At 68.4% G+C, this 16,815-nt stretch carries 17 protein-coding genes; 6 read left to right on the forward strand and 11 right to left on the reverse strand.

Annotated features, from left to right (window positions below; all coding sequences use genetic code 11):
• Positions 1–16: 16 nt before the first annotated feature.
• Entirely contained in the window at positions 17–1,990 is a 1,974-nt protein-coding gene (locus ACQHI0_RS04245; RefSeq protein ID WP_427906619.1) for a hypothetical protein, read from the forward strand.
• Between the two features lie 24 nt (positions 1,991–2,014).
• On the opposite strand, the gene ACQHI0_RS04250 is transcribed toward ACQHI0_RS04245, so the two are convergent.
• From ACQHI0_RS04250 to ACQHI0_RS04265, 4 genes are all read right to left on the reverse strand, one after another.
• Positions 2,015–3,295, reverse strand: coding sequence for a hypothetical protein (locus tag ACQHI0_RS04250; RefSeq protein ID WP_427906620.1), 1,281 nt, complete (start codon positions 3,293–3,295; stop codon positions 2,015–2,017).
• The gene (locus ACQHI0_RS04255) at positions 3,270–3,719 is read right to left on the reverse strand and encodes a hypothetical protein (RefSeq protein WP_427906621.1); all 450 of its coding nucleotides are present in this window, start codon (positions 3,717–3,719) and stop codon (positions 3,270–3,272) included. Before ACQHI0_RS04255 ends, ACQHI0_RS04250 begins: the two co-directional genes overlap by 26 nt.
• Before the next feature lie 27 nt (positions 3,720–3,746).
• Entirely contained in the window at positions 3,747–5,381 is a 1,635-nt protein-coding gene (locus tag ACQHI0_RS04260; RefSeq protein WP_427906622.1) for a bifunctional phosphatase PAP2/diacylglycerol kinase family protein, read from the reverse strand.
• Positions 5,382–5,520: 139 nt separating this feature from the next.
• Positions 5,521–5,739 (reverse strand): hypothetical protein, encoded by a 219-nt coding sequence (locus ACQHI0_RS04265; protein ID WP_427906623.1) that lies wholly within the window; start codon positions 5,737–5,739, stop codon positions 5,521–5,523.
• A 112-nt stretch (positions 5,740–5,851) separates the two neighbouring features.
• Here ACQHI0_RS04265 and gcvT point away from each other — a divergent pair, with 112 nt between their 5' ends.
• Together gcvT and ACQHI0_RS04275 are read left to right on the forward strand one after the other, a co-directional pair.
• Positions 5,852–6,952 (forward strand): glycine cleavage system aminomethyltransferase GcvT, encoded by a 1,101-nt coding sequence (gene gcvT / locus ACQHI0_RS04270; protein WP_427906624.1) that lies wholly within the window; start codon positions 5,852–5,854, stop codon positions 6,950–6,952.
• Positions 6,953–6,989: 37 nt separating this feature from the next.
• Positions 6,990–8,087, forward strand: coding sequence for a branched-chain amino acid aminotransferase (locus tag ACQHI0_RS04275; protein WP_427906625.1), 1,098 nt, complete (start codon positions 6,990–6,992; stop codon positions 8,085–8,087).
• Positions 8,088–8,347: 260 nt separating this feature from the next.
• On the opposite strand, the gene ACQHI0_RS04280 is transcribed toward ACQHI0_RS04275, so the two are convergent.
• The 6 genes from ACQHI0_RS04280 to ACQHI0_RS04305 form a co-directional block, all read right to left on the reverse strand.
• Positions 8,348–9,061: an MBL fold metallo-hydrolase gene (locus ACQHI0_RS04280; protein ID WP_427906626.1), complete on the reverse strand. Its 714-nt coding sequence runs from the start codon at positions 9,059–9,061 to the stop codon at positions 8,348–8,350.
• 133 nt (positions 9,062–9,194) lie between these two features.
• The gene (locus ACQHI0_RS04285) at positions 9,195–9,944 is read right to left on the reverse strand and encodes an adenosylcobinamide-GDP ribazoletransferase (protein ID WP_427906627.1); all 750 of its coding nucleotides are present in this window, start codon (positions 9,942–9,944) and stop codon (positions 9,195–9,197) included.
• Positions 9,945–10,011: 67 nt separating this feature from the next.
• The gene (cobT, locus tag ACQHI0_RS04290) at positions 10,012–11,085 is read right to left on the reverse strand and encodes a nicotinate-nucleotide--dimethylbenzimidazole phosphoribosyltransferase (RefSeq protein WP_427906628.1); all 1,074 of its coding nucleotides are present in this window, start codon (positions 11,083–11,085) and stop codon (positions 10,012–10,014) included.
• 76 nt (positions 11,086–11,161) lie between these two features.
• Positions 11,162–11,689, reverse strand: a complete 528-nt coding sequence (cobU, locus tag ACQHI0_RS04295) for a bifunctional adenosylcobinamide kinase/adenosylcobinamide-phosphate guanylyltransferase (RefSeq protein WP_427906629.1) — start codon at positions 11,687–11,689, stop codon at positions 11,162–11,164.
• A gap of 85 nt (positions 11,690–11,774) precedes the next feature.
• On the reverse strand, positions 11,775–12,689 hold the full coding sequence (locus tag ACQHI0_RS04300; RefSeq protein WP_427906630.1) for an alpha/beta hydrolase: 915 nt from the start codon (positions 12,687–12,689) through the stop codon (positions 11,775–11,777).
• Between the two features lie 246 nt (positions 12,690–12,935).
• A complete protein-coding gene (locus ACQHI0_RS04305) occupies positions 12,936–13,886 on the reverse strand; it encodes a helix-turn-helix domain-containing protein (protein WP_427906631.1) in 951 nt (316 codons plus the stop codon).
• A gap of 85 nt (positions 13,887–13,971) precedes the next feature.
• Between ACQHI0_RS04305 and ACQHI0_RS04310 the strand changes: the two genes are divergently transcribed.
• Positions 13,972–14,139: a hypothetical protein gene (locus ACQHI0_RS04310; RefSeq protein ID WP_427906632.1), complete on the forward strand. Its 168-nt coding sequence runs from the start codon at positions 13,972–13,974 to the stop codon at positions 14,137–14,139.
• A gap of 192 nt (positions 14,140–14,331) precedes the next feature.
• On the opposite strand, the gene ACQHI0_RS04315 is transcribed toward ACQHI0_RS04310, so the two are convergent.
• On the reverse strand, positions 14,332–14,988 hold the full coding sequence (locus ACQHI0_RS04315) for a DUF3043 domain-containing protein (protein WP_427906633.1): 657 nt from the start codon (positions 14,986–14,988) through the stop codon (positions 14,332–14,334).
• Positions 14,989–15,245: 257 nt separating this feature from the next.
• On the opposite strand from ACQHI0_RS04315, the gene ACQHI0_RS04320 reads away from it, so the two are divergent.
• The gene (locus ACQHI0_RS04320) at positions 15,246–15,602 is read left to right on the forward strand and encodes an iron-sulfur cluster assembly accessory protein (protein WP_266299384.1); all 357 of its coding nucleotides are present in this window, start codon (positions 15,246–15,248) and stop codon (positions 15,600–15,602) included.
• Between the two features lie 231 nt (positions 15,603–15,833).
• Positions 15,834–16,760, forward strand: a complete 927-nt coding sequence (locus tag ACQHI0_RS04325) for a carbohydrate kinase family protein (RefSeq protein ID WP_427909072.1) — start codon at positions 15,834–15,836, stop codon at positions 16,758–16,760.
• Positions 16,761–16,815 lie beyond the last annotated feature (55 nt).

Consider the following 16,815-nt stretch of genomic DNA (forward strand, 5'->3'; position numbering starts at 1 on the left):
CTGGGGGTGGGAGAGAATGTCGAATTTCGTACTGCCGGAACGTGTTCGCCCCTTCGTCAACCATGAACGACTGATGGCGACGGTGACCGAGTCGGTGCTCGCGGGCGGTCCGGGGAATCGGACGGTGGTACTGGCGGGCGAACCCGGCATCGGGAAGACCGCGTTCGGTATCGAACTGGCCCACCGGATGCGCCAGTACTACGCGGACGGCGAGCTCTACCTGGCTTTCGGCGGGACCGAACAGCCCGACCACCCCGACGACGTACTCGGCCTCGCGTTGCGCGGACTCGGTGAGTCGGCAGACGACATTCCCACCCGGCGTGGTGCGCGCGAGGCGCGCTACCGTGCGCTGACCCGGAATCGGTCGATGGTGGTGTTCCTGGACGGGGTGGTCACCGAGCAGCAGGTCAGGGCCTTGCTGCCGGGCGAGGGATCGTCGCTGGTGGTGGTGACCGAAGCACGTCCCGCTGCGCCGGTCGACGCGACGGGAATGGAACTGTTCGTGGTCGAGCGAATGGACGAGATCGCCGCGCGGCAATTGCTCGAATCGATCGCTGATTCGGCACGGTGCGCCGCCGAACCCGACGCGGTGACCGCACTGATCGCGCTGTGTGACCGGCTGCCGCAGGCACTTCGGATCGTCGCCACGATGGTGTGCCGCGCCGCGAGTCATCGGATCGATCGACCGCTGGCAGACACCGTCGACCGGCTGCGTGACGAGACGCGCAGACGCACCGCCCTGTCGTTGGAGCGGGTGTACGGCGCTGCCTATCGATCACTGCCGGAGCCGACCCGCCGGTGCTACCGCGCGCTCGGTCTGCGCGCGCACGGTGGCAGTGTCAGTGCCGTCTCCTTGGCAGCGGTGCTCGACCTGCCGGAACCCGTGGTGGCCGAACTGTTGATCGAGCTCACCGACATGTACTTGGTCGAGCCGCAATCCGATCGGCGATACCGGGTTCGCGAACTGGTGCGCCGGCACGCGGCCGAGGTCGACGATCGCGCGGCGCCCGACCGCCTTGCCGACGAATATCGGCTCGTCGAGTTCTACGACCGCCAGATCCTCGCCGCCGACACCCTCATCGCGCCCGCCCGGCCGTGGCGCGGCCTGCTACTGGGGGAAAGTGGCGCGGCCAGTGCGCAATTCGACAGTGCCGACCGAGCGCGGGCGTGGTTGTGGCGCGAACGCAACGCGATTCTCGCCGCGGCGGAATTTCTCGAGGACCACGGCGATCAGCACTTTCCGCAGCGGTGGGCGGTGCTGCTGTGGGCGTTCTACGAGAAGGAGAAAATCCTCGACGACCTGCGCGTTCTGCACCGGTGGGGCTTGGCCGCGGCGGCGCGGGCAGGGAGACCGGATGTGGTGAGTCTGCTGCACACCCAGCTCGGTTTCGGCCACGTGTGGGCGGGCGATCTCGAGCTCGCCGCCGCCGAATTCGCCGCGGGGGCCCAGGAAGTGCCGAGGCCGGATCTGGAAGCCAGTGCGGTGGAAGGACTCGGACTGGTCCGGCTCGAGCAGGGACGAGTTACCGAGGCTCGAGATCTGTTGCGTCGCAATGCCGAGCTCGCGGAGCAGATCGCGGATCGGCGCCGGATCCTGCTGGCCACCTTCCATCTGGCGAAAGCCGAGTCACCGCAGGCCGCGCTGGCGCTGCTCGACATCGCCGGGCCTGGCTTCGCCGCGGAGCCCGCGGACGAGGCCGACAACGAGGCCAAGGTGAAGTACTGGCGCGGGCGAAAGCTGGCCGAGCTCGGCGAACTCGACGCCGCGGCAACAGAATTGGAACTGGCGCTGTCGATGATGGTGGCCCGCGGGCGGGGGTTCGATCAGGCCGAGATCGCGGTCGCGCTGGCCGGAATCGCCCTGCGTCGCGGGGAATCGGTCCCGGCTCGTGCGCACCTCGAGCGGGCAGTGGCCGCCTACGACCGGCTCGGGCTCACCTCGTCGGCGCAGCGGGCCCGGGTACTGCTCGATGAGGCGTCCGGTCAGTAGTCGCCGCAGTGCTGGCCCCGCGGATCATGCACCCGACGAGCTATCCGGCCGCGGAACCTCTGATACGTGCACCGTGTGCTCGACGCCGCCGCAGTTGATCTTCCACTCGCCGCTCAGATCCGCCAGTGCGTCGCCGCCGCTGATCCGGCGCTGAGCGACGGACGCGAACACCCGGCAGACTTCGTCGGAGCCGGTGACCGAGAGGAGCGTGCTTCCGTCGCCGAGCAGCCACCCACCGGATTCGTCCGGCGCCGTCGCGAGACGGCAGCCGGGAAGCCCGAGCAGTGTGTCGGCGATCCAGCCCGCGGTGTTCGCTCCGGGCAGCCCGATCATGATGTCGGCCAGGCGAAGCCAGCGGTGGCTGGGCTCGACGACACTCACCGCGAGATGCGCGCCGCGGGGGAGATCCGTCCCGGTGCGCAGGCGCTCGGCGGGGTAGCGCACGACGTCGGCGGCACCACGCCGGGGCGAATTCACCTGTACCAGATGTGATTCGGTGTCGGATAAGGGCGCCGTCGGCAGCGAGACCGCGCACAATTCGGCGGGGATCGTCGGCTCGGATAGCCCCATCGCCTCGTACATCACGGTGCGCAGGATCGACGCGCTCGCATCGGGTCGGGAGGTGGTCAGGTCGGTGATCGCGGTGTAGCGGTCCGCCGTGTGCGCGGCTATCGCTGTGCGAATTTGCTGTGCGAGGTCGCCGTCATGCTCCAATGCCGGTGCGGCGGCGAGGAATCCGGCGATCGGCGAGCCGGGGTCGACGGTGTGGTCGGCTACCGTCGCGAGGAGGGGCGCGATGCCGATCGCGGTGGCGTAGAACGGCACCGAGCCGTGATCACCGACGACAAGATCGGCGGCGAGCACGGCGGCCTTCCATTCGTCGACGTCGTCGAGCACGTGGACACCGGCCCGTGTCGCCGCGGCCTGGTATCTACCGAATTGCCAGGAGGAATGCTCGGCGACGATATTCGGGTGCGGGGCGAGCACGATGCGAAATTCGTCGACCGGGAGGGACTCGGCGATTCTTCGCGGCAAGTCGGGGTGCTTTTCCAGGAGTGAACTCTCGCCCCAAGTGGACGAGATCACTACCAGTTTGCGATGGCTGGGCAGACCGTACGCGCGTCGATAACTCGCGCGCAACGGCAGGCTCGCCGAGAGTTGGTCGAAGCAGATGTCGCCGGCGACGATGATGTTCGACGCCGCGGCGGGGAGGGCGCTGATCAGGCGGTTGCGCTGCTCGATGTGCGACAGGACGATCGCGGTGGGGACGAGTGCGCCGTCACGCGTGAGCCACTCCGCCGACAAACCGAATACCGAATTGTTTCTTTGTTTCTTTGTTTCTTTGTTTCTTTGTTTCTTTGTTCAGATATTTATTGTATCCCATTCCATGGGGGACGACAAAGAGCGGAGCTTCTATTTCGTGGAGCTTTCCGCCATAACTCGCGGAAAGTGCCAAATCGAAAGAGAACCGCCGAGCGTCCCGCCAGCTGATGCAGAACACGCCACGCTGTTCGAGGAATTCCACCGTGCCGCGATCGAAGGCCGATGATCCGGTGCAGGTGAAGGCGATACGCAGCCGGGGGTCCTCGGCGAGGATCGGCAGCGTGTCGAACAGTCGCGTCGCGGCGGTGACGTTGTGCACGACTGCCAGCACCGCCCGTTCGTGGCGAAAAGTGGACCACCGAGCATTGCGTTGCGCGGCGAACTTGGGTCTGACGCTGGGTGACACGCGAGGTGATGCTACTGCCGGTCGCGGTCAGCGACGGCGGTCGGTGAGCCAGGCCAGCGGGCGGCGGTGGTGCGGGCGGGGGCGGTTTTCCCAGCGGGGGTTGTCTTCGTCGCGGCGATAGACCGGGACCCGGCCCGCTACGCCGAAGCGGAAAGTGGTGGCGATGCCTACTACCTCGCCGTCGGCGGCCACGGCGACGGGGGTTTTCGACGTGACGGTGAGTTCGTGCATCTGGCGTTCCCCGTAGACGCGGCTGTGGCCGATAGCGGCGAGCATCAGCGCGATGACGGCGCGAGTGCGGGAGAAACGGACGTCGGCACGCAGCCAGCGCACGTCGAGCAGGCCCTCGTCGAGGCGGGAGCGGAAGGCGGGCACAGCGCCGTGCGGGTGGTAGGGGCCGTTGCCGATGAACAGGAACCACATGTCGTGCCAGCGGTCGTCGATGCGGATGTGGATCGGTTCGGCGCGGCGCAGCGTCACGACGAGGGCCGCGGCGAACGCGGGCCACTTACCCCAGCGGTCCTCCCACTGCTCGCGCAGGCGCACCAGCTCGGGATAGGCGCCGATGCTGGCGGTGTTGATCAGGTGGTGGGTGTGCGGGCCGTCGGAGGTCTCGAATTCGACTGCGGCGATGTCGACTTCGACAGCCTCGCCCGCGCCGGTGGCATCGGCCACTTCGCGCAGGTCGTAGACACCGAGGTCGCGAGCGAAGTGGTTCAGGGTGCCGGCCGGGATGACGACCAGGGGCAACTTGCTGCGGATCGCGACGGCCGCGGCCGCGGCGATCGTGCCGTCGCCGCCTGCCGCGCCGACGGCGAGGACCGAGGTGCGGGCATTCGCCGAACGGGCCGCGCCGGCGCTGCCTGTCGCGCGGTCCGCGACACCGAGCTCCTCGGTCGGGTTGGCCCCGGCGTCAACGGCTTCTTGCAGCAGCTCGGCGGCGTCACGGCCGGGTTCGGTGCGTACCAGGGTGGCCGCGGGCAGAGCTTCGGCGATGTCGGCAGTGGGGTCGTAGGAAGAATCGCCCGAGCGCGGATTCACCAGCAGCACAAGGCCTTTGCCGTCGGCGAGGATCGGGGCGCCGTGCACCACGTGCGCGTCGGCCTCGTCGGATTCGCGGATCGGCCACCAGCGTCGGGTAGTGAGGGCGACAGCGGTGCCGACGCCGGCGCCGACCAGGACATCGGACGGCCAGTGCGCGCCGGTGTGGATGCGCGAATAGGCGACGGCGGCGGCCACCGGCGCCACCGCGAGTGCGGTGCGCGGGCTCTCCAGGGCGATGGCCGTGGCGAAGGCGGCGGCATTGGCGCTGTGGCCGGACGGGAAGGACGACGACACCGGTGCGGCGACCAGCCTGCGGCCGAGCGGCATCAGTTCGGCCGGTGGCCTGCGGCGCGGGATCAGCGTCTTGAGCACGAGGTTCACCAGGAAACTGCTGCCGCCGAGCGCGATCACACCGCGCAGCGCGGCCCGCCGTGGCGGGCCCGGCTGCAGCGCGAGCGCCGCCGCGACGGCCAGCCACAGACCGCCGGTATTGGCCGACCGGGTCAGATGCAGCATCCCGCGATCGACCGCCGATTCCGGGATCCGGGACACCGCTCGGCTCATCGTGTCGTCCATCGTGGCGACGTGACCGAATCGGGCGCGGGGTAGCTCACTCACACAGAGAACCCTACCGTCGTTGTCCGTCAGTCTCTTTCGATGCGGACCGCGCCACCCGTACACCCCTCGTCGGCAGGGGTGGCGCTGTGCCCGATCGGCCGCCCGCTGGAACGCAGGCCGCACGATGCCGGGTCGCGGACTATGGCGTCGGGATCTGGACCGGATTGCAGTCGGCGGTGGCCGGTCCGCCCGAGAGCGACTCGAGAATGCAGCCGAGGTTGATTCCGCCGCCCGAACCGGAGGGGCCGAGGAATGCCAAGGGGTCGGCGCTGCCGGTATCGGCGAGGGCCGTGGGACTGCCGAGCAGCATTGCCGCGGTGGCGAGCACAATGGCGGCGCCGAGCTTTCGTGTGTTCATACCGGCAGATCCTTGCACTCGCCGGGCATCGAGCGCGGCCCCCAATTGCTGGGGCTCCGGGCGGTGATCGGGGGCTTCGCGCGGCGCGGCGACGGCCCGATAAGCTCTGCCCATGACCGACGACGCGCTGCTCGAGGGCCCCATCCACGCTGTTCATGTCGAGCTCGGAGCCACCTTCGCTCCGTTCGGCGGGTGGGAGATGCCCGTGCAGTACGGCGGCACGGTCGGCGAGCACACCGCGGTGCGCACCACCGTCGGGCTGTTCGACGTGAGCCACCTCGGCAAAGCGACGGTCGCCGGGCCGGGCGCCGCGGCGTTCGTGAACTCGGCGCTCACCAACGACCTCGGCCGGATCCGGCCGGGTAAGGCCCAGTACACGCTGTGCTGCGCCGAAGACGGCGGCGTGATCGACGACCTGATCGCCTACTACGTCAGCGACGACGAGCTGTTCCTGGTGCCGAACGCGGCGAACACCGCGGCGGTGGTCGCGGAGCTGCGGAAGGTGGCGCCCACGGGCATCACCGTGACCGACCAGCATCGTGACTACGCGGTGTTCGCGGTGCAGGGTCCCAAGGCCACCGAGGTGCTGACGGCGCTCGGCCTGCCCACCGAGATGGAGTACATGGCCTACGCCGACGCCGAGTGGGAGGGTCGCCCGGTGCGCGTGTGCCGGACCGGCTACACCGGCGAGCACGGCTACGAGCTGCTGCCGAAATGGGCGGACGCGAAGCCGGTGTTCCGTGCGCTGATCGCGCAGGTCGAGGCGGCGGGCGGCCAGGCGGCCGGACTCGGCGCGCGCGACACCCTGCGCACCGAGATGGGCTATCCCCTGCACGGGCACGAACTGTCCCTCGACATCACCCCGAACCAGGCCCGCACCGGCTGGGCGGTGGGCTGGCAGAAGCCGGAATTCTGGGGTAAGGCCGCGCTCGCGCAGGAGAAGGCCGACGGCCCGCGCCGTACGCTGATGGGGCTGGAGGCGCTGGATCGTGGCGTGCTGCGGCAGGGCCAGACCGTGCTGCGGGACGGCGCGCCGGTCGGCGAGACCACCTCGGGGACGTTCTCACCGTCGCTCAAGGTCGGCATCGCGCTGGCGCTGCTCGACACCGACGCGAAGCTGGAACCCGGCGACGAGGTGGAGGTCGACGTGCGCGGGCGCAAGCTGCGCGCGAAGGTCGTCAAGCCGCCGTTCGTCGACACCAAAACCAAGTAGTTTCAGTACCAGAAACCGGCCCGGATAGGATCGCATCATGACAGTCGCCGCACAGTTCACCCGTATTCCGCACCCCGCGCCCACTCCGGCGCAGCAGCGGGACCAGGTACTGGCGGCCCCGGGTTTCGGGCGGTTCTTCACCGATCACATGGTGTCGATCGACTACGCCGACGGCCAGTGGGGTAACGCACGCGTCGAACCATACGGCCCGCTCTCGATGGACCCGGCGACCATGGTGTTCCACTACGGTCAGGCGATCTTCGAAGGGCTCAAGGCCTACCGTCAGCCGAACGGCGAGATCGCGACCTTCCGCATCGATGCCAACGCCGCGCGGTTCCGTCGCTCGGCCGCGCGCATGGCGATGGCGGAGCTGCCCGAGGAGCTGTTCGTCGAATCCGTGCGCCAGCTGCTCGATGTCGACGCGGACTGGGTGCCCGCGGCCGGTGGCGAGGATTCGCTGTACCTGCGGCCGTTCATGTTCTCCACCGAGGCTGGGCTCGGCGTGAAGCCTGCTTCGGCGTACAAGTACCTGCTGCTCGGGTCGCCCGCCGGGGCATACTTCCCGCGTGGGGTGAAGCCGGTGCGGGTGTGGTTGTCGAACGAATACGTCCGCGCGGCGCCCGGTGGCACCGGCGAGGCGAAGGTGGCGGGCAACTACGCGTCGTCGCTGCTCGCGCAGGCGCAGGCTACCGACGAAGGCTGTGACCAGGTTGTCTGGCTGGATGCCTGTGAGCGTCGCTATGTCGAGGAGATGGGCACCAACAACCTGTTCTTCGTGTTCGGTACCGGCTCGGCGGCGCGACTGGTGACGCCGGAACTGTCGGGTTCGCTGCTGCCCGGTATCACTCGCGACTCGTTGCTCACGCTGGCTGCCGACTCCGGCTACCCGGTGGAGGAACGCAAGATCTCGGTGGAGGAATGGCGCAAGGGTGCCGAAACCGGGGAGATCAGTGAGGTTTTCGCGTGTGGGACGGCTGCGGTGATCACGCCGGTCGGCTGGGTGAAGTCCGCTGAGGGTGAATTCGCTATCGGCGGTGGGGAACCCGGTGAGGTGACGATGGCGCTGCGGGATACGTTGACCGGGATTCAGCGGGGTACTTTTGCTGATACGCACGGGTGGATGCGGGCTCTGTAGGCGGGGACGGGTTTGGCAGTGCTCTGGGGTTTGAGTAGTCCTAGAGGCGCTGGCTGTGTTTGTTGGAGCGCTGGCGCGCTCGAGTCGCGGCCCCGAGGGGCCGCCGGTTAGGCACCGGGGCTTGCTCCTTCGTCGCCTACGCCCCGGCGCCTAACCGGCGACCCGGCCGCGACCGGCCACTTCGTGGCCGCCGCTCCCTATGGGTCGCGGGTGGGGGGCTGGGAGTGCGGTCATGGCGGATCTGGGGTTTTTCGGGGGTGTTATCCCGGCATCAGGGCTTGCCATTCGGCGAGGGACTTCGGGCGTAGGACGTAGTTGGTGTTGCGGAGGGAAGCCAGTGCGCTGCTTGGGGCTTCGGAGTACCAGTGGCCGGGGTAGACGACGGGGTTGCCGTCGAGGGCGGCTAGTTGGCGGAGGCTGCGGAACATTTCGTCGGAGTCGCCGCCGGGGAAGTCGGTGCGGCCGCAGCCGTCGATGAAGAGGGTGTCGCCGGAGATCAGGCGGCCGTCGAACAGGAAGCACTGGCTGCCCGGGGTGTGGCCGGGGGTGTGGAGTAACTCGATGTCGAAGGCGCCGACGGTGACCTTGTCGCCGTGGTCGTGGCCGGTCAGTTCGCTGGGGGCGATGCCGGTGGTCTGGGCTACCCAGTCGAGTTCGAGCTTGTTGACGTGTACGGGGACGCTGGTCTTCTCGAGCAGTTCGGCCACGCCGCCGAGGGTGAAACCGAGCATGGTGCCGCCGACGTGGTCGGGATGGTGATGGGTGGCCAGCACGCCGGATACGCGCATGCCGTCGGCTGCCGCGACGTCGACCAGGTCGGCCGCCTGATAGGCGGGGTCGACCAGCAGGGTCTCGCCGGTCTCCCGATCGCCGATCAGGTACGCGAAATTGCGCATCTGTGTCGCGATCGGATCGCCGACGGCGTAATCCCGGCCGGACAGCAGCTGGCGGAAGTAGAGGCGCTCGGATGACATGTGCTCCACCTTATTGCCACCGGTGTGCTGGGGGCGCACCCGAGTACCGATGACCGGACGGTCTGTGGGAGCGCACAATTCCCGATATCTTGGACTTGTGACCAGTCCGAGTTTGCTGTGACCGGTCGTTCGGCTATAACGCCAGCGAGAACCCCACTGCGCCAAACGAAACCGTGATTTCGACGACTGTTCCGAGAATATCGCCGGAAAGACCCTCGAAACGGCGGACGCAATGGCGGGTGATCGCGACGGTCAGCGCGAGGGCGGCGAGCACGACAACCGGGCCGAGCCAGAGGTTGTCTGGGATGGCCGCGGCGGCGGTGACGACCGCGAGCGCCGGCCAGATCAGCGCGACAGCACGCGGCTGGGTGCCTGCGACCAACGCGCCGAAACCGGCGTCGGGGGCGGCGCGGATGCCGGTGCGGCAAGCCAGGACGACGGCGACTCGGCCCATGGCGACGGCGAGGACGATCGCGAGCCAGCGGTGCTGTTCGGCCAGCGCCGCGAAGGCCACCGATTGGATGGCGATGGCGAAAATGAGGGCAGCGACCCCGAATGGGCCCGCCCCGCCGGACTTCATGATCTCGCGGGCGCGCTGCGGCGGGCCGTAGCTACCGAGCCCGTCGACGGTGTCGGCCAGGCCGTCGAGGTGCATCCCGCGGGTGAGTAGCGCGAGGAGCCCGACGGTGAGCAGGCCGGCGAGGAGGGGGGTCGATCCGGCGCTGATCAGCAGCCAGGAAGCGCCCGCGACTACCGCCCCGAGAGCGAGGCCGATGAGGGGGGCGAGAGTGATCGCGTGGCCTGCGATGCCACGGTCTACCTTCGCTGGTCCCGGCACGGGGATGACCGTGAGCCAGGAGACGGCCAGTCTCATGGCGTTCATGACGAGGTCGCCGCGGCGTCCGGGTGGTGAATCCGAGCGGGCGACTCGGCGACGGAACGCGACGTGTTCACTTGGCCAGGTCGACGGTGTCCGATTCCGCGGCGGCGGTGCTCACGCCCGCGTCGGCGAAGGTCGACATCTCGGCGAGGGTGGCGACGGCGGCGCGCAGGATCGGCAGGGCGATCAGCGCGCCGGAGCCTTCGCCGAGGCGCATCTCGAGGTCGATCAGCGGGGTCAGGCGCAGGTGCTTCAAGGCCAGGTCGTGGGCCGGTTCGGTGGAGCGGTGGGCGGGGAGCCACCAGGCTTTCGCGCCCGCGGCGAGGTCTTCGGCGACCAGGGCGGCGGCGGTGACCACGACGCCGTCGAGCAGGACGGGGGTGCGGCGGACGGCGGCCTGGGCGAGGAAACCGGTCATGGCGGCGAAGTCGGCGCCCGCGGCGACCCGCAGCAGGTCGACGGGGTCGGTGGCGACGGGCCGGGCGCGGCGCATGCCGTCGCGGATGGCGGCGACCTTGCGGATCCAGCCCTGGTCGTCGACGCCGGTGCCGCGGCCAACGGCGGAAACAGGTTCGGTGCCGGTGAGGATGGCGATGAGAACGGTGGCGGGGGTGGTGTTGCCGATGCCCATGTCACCCGCGATCAGCAGGTCGGCGCCGGAGTCGATCTCCTCGTCGGCGATCGCCCGGCCCGCGGCGAGTGCGGCGGTGACCTCGGCGTCGGAGAGGGCGTCCTCGCGGTCGATCGAACCGCTCGAGCGGCGCACCTTGTGCTGGGAAACCGACGGATCGGTATCTCCGTCGACGGAGATATCGACGACTCGCACGGTCGCGCCCGCCACCGCGGCGAGTGCGTTCACGGCAGCGCCGCCGGCCAGGAAATTGGCGACCATCTGGGCGGTGACCTCACTCGGGTACGCCGAGACGCCGTGCTTGGCCACACCGTGATCGCCCGCGAACACCACCACGCGGGCCCGTTCGAACTGTTCGGGTGGGCACGTGCCCTGGCAGGCCGCGACCCAGTTGCCGAGTTCCTCGAGCCGCCCCAGCGATCCGGCCGGCTTCGTGAGCTGCGTCTGACGCTGCTCGGCCGCCACGCGCACCTGTGCGTCCGGGGCCACGACCGGGTCGAATCCGTGAGTCACTGGCGAGCCTTTCGAAAGTCGGGTGTTCGGCACTCATCTTGCCCGGATCACCGCGCGCGGCGCCGACCGACCCGCCTCATTTCAATCGAAGTGGCAGCCCGGCCACGATGAGATACGCCTCGTCGCACACCCGCGCGAGTTGCTGATTCAGCGTGCCGATCTCGTCACGGAACAGCCGTCCCGACCGGGTTGCCGGGATGATCCCCATCCCCACCTCGGGCGACACGATCACCAACCGCTCCCGGTAGGCGTCGACGGCCTCGACGAGCGCGGCGCAATCGGGGGCGACGGTGCCGCGCGGTGCGTCCCACGCGTTGCGCGTGTCGAGGCGCGCGGTGAGCCAGGTACCGATGTCGTCGAGCAGCGTCGCAGCCGACGCGGTGGCGAGAACCGTTGCGGGCTCGGTGTTCTCGACGGTCGTCCAGTGCGCGGGGCGTCGGTCGCGGTGGAGGGCGATCCGGTCGGCGAAGTCGTGATCGGCGGGATCGTGGACGGCGGTCGCCAGGTAGCGAACGGTCGGCGCGTCGGTCAGCAGGTTCTCGGCGAAGGCCGACTTGCCCGAGCGCGCGCCGCCGAGAACTAGGGTGCGGGTCGGCGCTGGCATGCCCGCACGGTAGCAATCACCGCGCGGAGATCACCACGCTGGGCACATGGTTTCGTGGTCGAATCGGCCATGGAGGAGTGTCCGCTCAGCGCACGCCGAGCGCGTCCAGCACCATCGGGCGCGCGTTCGTCAGGGCCTGCTGCCAGTACGGCCAGGTGTGGGTGCCGTTGACGACGTCGACGCGCGCAGAGACGCCGAGGGCGGTGGCGCGGTCGCGGAAAATACCGGCCGCGACCACGGTCATCGCCTCGAGGCTCATCGCGTTGAGGGTGTTGCCGATGCCGAAGGGGACGTCGGCGGCGCCGGGGATGCCGTTGCCGGTGGTGACGTAGAGGGGCAGGCCGCGCAGCCGTTCGAGCTGGTTGGTGGCGTCGTTGCGGGCCCACGCGGGGTCGCTCGCCGGGCCCCACATGTCGTCGACGTTGAAATTGCCCTCGTCGCGCATGGCGACGCGCATGGCTTCGTTCCACATCGGGTAGGTCGGGTTGACGAAACCGGAGAACGAGCCGGCGAAGCGGAACTGGTCGCGGTGGTGGGCCGCGAGGGTCAGTGCGGCGTTACCGCCCATGGACGCGCCGATGATGGCGTTGTTCGTGCGCGAAACCCCGTACCCTGCAAGGAAATCGGGGAGTTCGCGAGTGAGGAACGTTTCCCATTTGTAGGTCGACTTCTGACCGTTGGTGCTGCTCGGCCGGTACCAGTCGGTGTAGAAACTGGAGTGCCCGCCGACCGGGAACACCAAAGTGACGTTGTCACCGGCGAATTGACGCAGCGCGTCGGTGTCGGTGGTCCACTGGCTGTGGTCCGCGGGGGCGCGCAGGCCGTCGAGCAGGTACAGCGCGGCGCTGCCGCCTCGCGCTGCCCACTGCACCTGGACCTTGATCGGGCCCATGCTGGACGGCACGATCAGTTCCTCGAAACCGCCTGCGGGCGTGCGTGATACCGGTGCCGCGTCGGCCGGACTCACCCCGATCGACAGGACGGTCGCCGTAGCGACCACCGTGAGAGCTTTTTTCAACCAGCCAGAACGTCCCCGCGTGTAGAACACGCAGTCAGCTGACCAGCAGCGGATGGCCCAGTCAAGCTGACGCGGACACTCTACAACCCGGCACGTGGGGAACTGTGCTGTTCACCAATGGTTTTCGCGATGTGAAAAGAAGAGTGCAATCTCGAGAGGTAGCCATGCGCAACCGCATCCACCTCATCGCTGGCGCGATCGGCCTCGGCTTGCGCGCGAGCAGCTGACTCAGGCGCCGCCGAAGCGGCGGCGGTATTCGGTGGGGGCGATGCCGACCTGGCGCTGGAAGTGGTGACGTAGTAGCGCACCGGAGCCGAAGCCGGACTCGTCGGCGATCCGTTCCAAGGCGATGTCGGTGGTTTCGAGCAGGTGCTTGGCGAACAGGACGCGCTGGGTGGTGAGCCATTTGACGGGCGTGGTGCCGGTTTCGGCGGCGAAGCGGCGGGCGAATGTGCGGGTGGACATGCTCGAGCGGGCCGCGAGTTCGTCGACGGTGTGCGGGTGGGCGAGGTTCTCGGTGAGCCAGGCCAGGGTGGTGGACAGGCCGGCGGAGCTGCACTCCGGGACCGGCTGCTCGATGAACTGGCGCTGGCCGCCGTCGCGTTGCGGGGGGACGACCATCCGGCGGGCGATGCCGTTGGCGGCGGCGGTGCCGATCTCGCGGCGGACCAGGTGCAGGCAGGCGTCGATGCCCGCGGCGGTGCCCGCGCTCGTGATCAGGTTGCCCTCGTCGACGAACAGGACGTCGGGGTCGACGGTGGCCTCGGGGAACATCGCGGCGAGTTGGTCGACATAGCGCCAGTGGGTGGTGCACTTGCGGTTGTCGAGCAGGCCCGCCGCGCCGGCCAGGAAGGCACCCGAGCAGACGGTGAGCACCGTCGCGCCCGCGTCGGCGGCGTCGCGCACCGCCTCGAGCACTCGATCGTCGTATCGGCCGATCGGGGAGGCCGGGATGGCGACCAGGTCGGCGTCGGCGAGCTGGTCGAGGCCGAAGTCGGGGGTGACGGAGATGCCGGGGGTGGTGGAGCGCAATGGCTTGCCTGGCTCGGCGCCGCAGACCCGGAAGTCGAAGCCGGGCAGGCCGTCGGCGGTGCGGTCGAGGCCGAAAACCTCACAGACCACACCGAATTCGAACATGGCGAGCCGGTCGTTGAGTACTACGGCAACCGTCGAGAGCATGACTCATCGTAGCTGGCTGAATCTTTACGCACAATGACAGGGCTGCCACTTTTGGCTGAAAATCATCGAGCGCAAAATTACTGCCATGCTTACTTTTCTGATCGTCATCACCGTCATCATCGGACTCGCCGTACTGATCGGCCGCGGCACCGCCGGCTCCACCGGAATCATCGACCGCGACGCCCAGCGCATGGACACCGAACTCAAAGCCATCGCCGGCTACGCCGGTTACATCCGCCCTAGTCACCACTGAACGTGAATGGTGAGAGCGACCACCCTCACGAGCGAATCGCCGAGCCTTCCGCAACCACCTACGGACTCCCGATCCGACCACCACGTTTTCGGCCGCCCCGGATCCGAGGGGCGAGACGTAACGGCGAAGCCGGAGTATCGCCCCTCGGATCCGGGGTTACGAGGCCGAAAACTCGCGGCGCCAGCCGCAAAATTACACCGCGTCGCCGGGGCCGACTCGCGGCTTCGGGGCGCGCATCTTGCGGATCTGGGAGGCGCGGACGAAGGCGTACCAGCCGAGCTTGAAGCCGGTATCGGTGGTGTCGGGGAACCGCTCGATCACCCGGTTGTTCACGATCTTGCCGAGGACGAAGCCCTCGATGATCATGAAGACCATCATCACCAGCATGGCCAGCGTGACGATCGTCTGCAGGCCGGGGGCCACGAACATCGACAGGATCAGCACCAGTGCCATCGGCATGAACAGGCCGACCAGGTTGCGGCGCGCGTCCACCAGGTCGCGCACGTAGGCGCGGAGCGGGCCCTGATCGCGGGGCAGCAGGTACTTGTCCTCGCCGGCCAGCATGCGGGCGCGGCGGTCCTGCACGGCGGCGCGGCGGTCGGCAGCGGCGGCCTTGCGATCCTGTTTGGTGCCCTTGACGGCCTTGCGGCGGGCGCGGGCTTCCTTGGCGGTCAGCGGGGCGGGCGCGACCGGGCCGCGCCGTTTGCCTTCTGCCTCACGCCTTTTCGGCGTCGGCTTGCCTTTGCCGGGGGTGGTCGAAGCGGTGGCGGCGGCCTGTTCGGAGCCGGACACCGACGGGTCGACGGACTCGTCGATGGTGCTGGACTCGTCGCGACGGAACAATTTCACGTTCACCAGGCTATTCGATGATGCCGACCATCGGGAAATGCGGTCCGCTCAGCGGTGGGGCCGGTCTCATACCGGCTGGTCTGCGACGCAGATCACGCCGTAACAGGGCGTAGTGTGGGCGCAAGCACCCAGGTGGCGTCTACTGGCTGCGCCGAGGGTGGCAAAATAGGAATAGCAGTTGCTGCGACAGCGTTGGAATCAGTCGTGCGCTGTGCACCTGAGGTCCGTTGACGGGCTGAGTCGAACTAGGAGTGTCCATGACTGTGCAGAACGAGACCGCCACCGAGACCCACGGTGCGACGCTGACCGACGCTGCCGCCATCAAGGCGAAGGCGCTGCTCGACCAGGAGGGTCGTGACGATCTGGCCCTGCGGATCGCCGTGCAGCCCGGTGGCTGTGCTGGTCTGCGCTACCAGCTGTTCTTCGACGATCGCATCCTCGACGGCGACATCGTCGTCGACTTCTCCGGTGTGAAGCTGGCCGTCGACCGCATGAGCGCCCCGTACATCGACGGCGCCTCGATCGACTTCGTCGACACCATCGAGAAGCAGGGCTTCACCATCGACAACCCGAACGCCACCGGTTCTTGCGCCTGCGGCGATTCGTTCAACTGATGTTCGGCGCCGCGGGTTAGCGGCGCCGTAACCTCGCCTTCCTGGGCACGCCCGGGAACATTGTGGTTGCGTGGCGAGGTAGCGAACAGGTGAACCACAGGCGGTAGCGCTTGCTAACGTTGAAGTCCGGGATCGGGTGATCCCGGACTTTCTGTTTTCCTACCTCTAGCGTCGAAGGGGCCCTGCCTCGTGTCTGTTGCCGTGTCCGCATCCATCGCCACCGACCACCTCATGCGCTTCCCCGGCCGGTTCGCCGATGCGCTGCTCGCCGATCAACTCGATCATGTGTCCTTGAGCTTCCTCGTCGACGATCTGCAGATCCGCCGTGGCGGAGTGGCGGGCAATATCGCCTATGCGATGGGTCTGCTGAAGCAGCGTCCGGTGCTCGTCGGTGCCGTCGGGGCCGATTTCGCCGAGTACCGCCAGTGGCTGGAGGCCAGCGGCGTCGATTGCTCCGCGGTGCATGTCTCCGCGACGTCGCATACCGCCCGGTTCGTGTGCACCACCGATGAGACGATGGCGCAGATCGCGTCGTTCTATCCCGGTGCGATGAGCGAGGCGCGCGATATCGACATCGCCGCGATCGCCGCCGCGCACGATATCGACCTGGTGCTGGTCGGCGCGAACGATCCCGAGGCAATGGTCGCGCACACCCGTCAGGCCAAGGCACAGGGCATCGCCTACGCCGCCGACCCGTCCCAGCAGCTGGCCCGCCTCGACGGTGAGCAGGCGGCCGAGCTGGTCGACGGGGCCGCCTACCTGTTCACCAACAAGTACGAGTGGGCGCTGCTGCAGCAGAAGACCGGCCTGAGCGAAGCCGACATCACCGCCAAGGTCGGCATCCGGGTCACCACACTTGGCTCCGAAGGTGTGCTCGTCGTCGATGCCGACGGCACCGAGGTCCGCGTCGGCGTGGTGCCAGAGGTATCGAAGGTCGACCCGACCGGCGTCGGCGACGGTTTCCGCGCCGGCTTCCTCACCGCCCACCGCGCGGGCCTGAGCCTGGAACGCGCCGCCCAGCTCGGCTCCCTGATCGCCGTACTCATCCTGGAAACCACCGGCACCCAGGAATGGACCCTCAACACCGAAGACGCCCTCGAGCGCCTGACCAAGGCCTACGGCACCGACGCCGCCGACGAACTGGCCGTCCTGCTCTGACGTACGGAACACGGACGCCCCCTGGATCTTCTTTCGATCCAGGGGGCGTTTCTGT

It is taken from the genome of Nocardia sp. FBN12 (assembly GCF_050320175.1).
Classification (GTDB): domain Bacteria; phylum Actinomycetota; class Actinomycetes; order Mycobacteriales; family Mycobacteriaceae; genus Nocardia.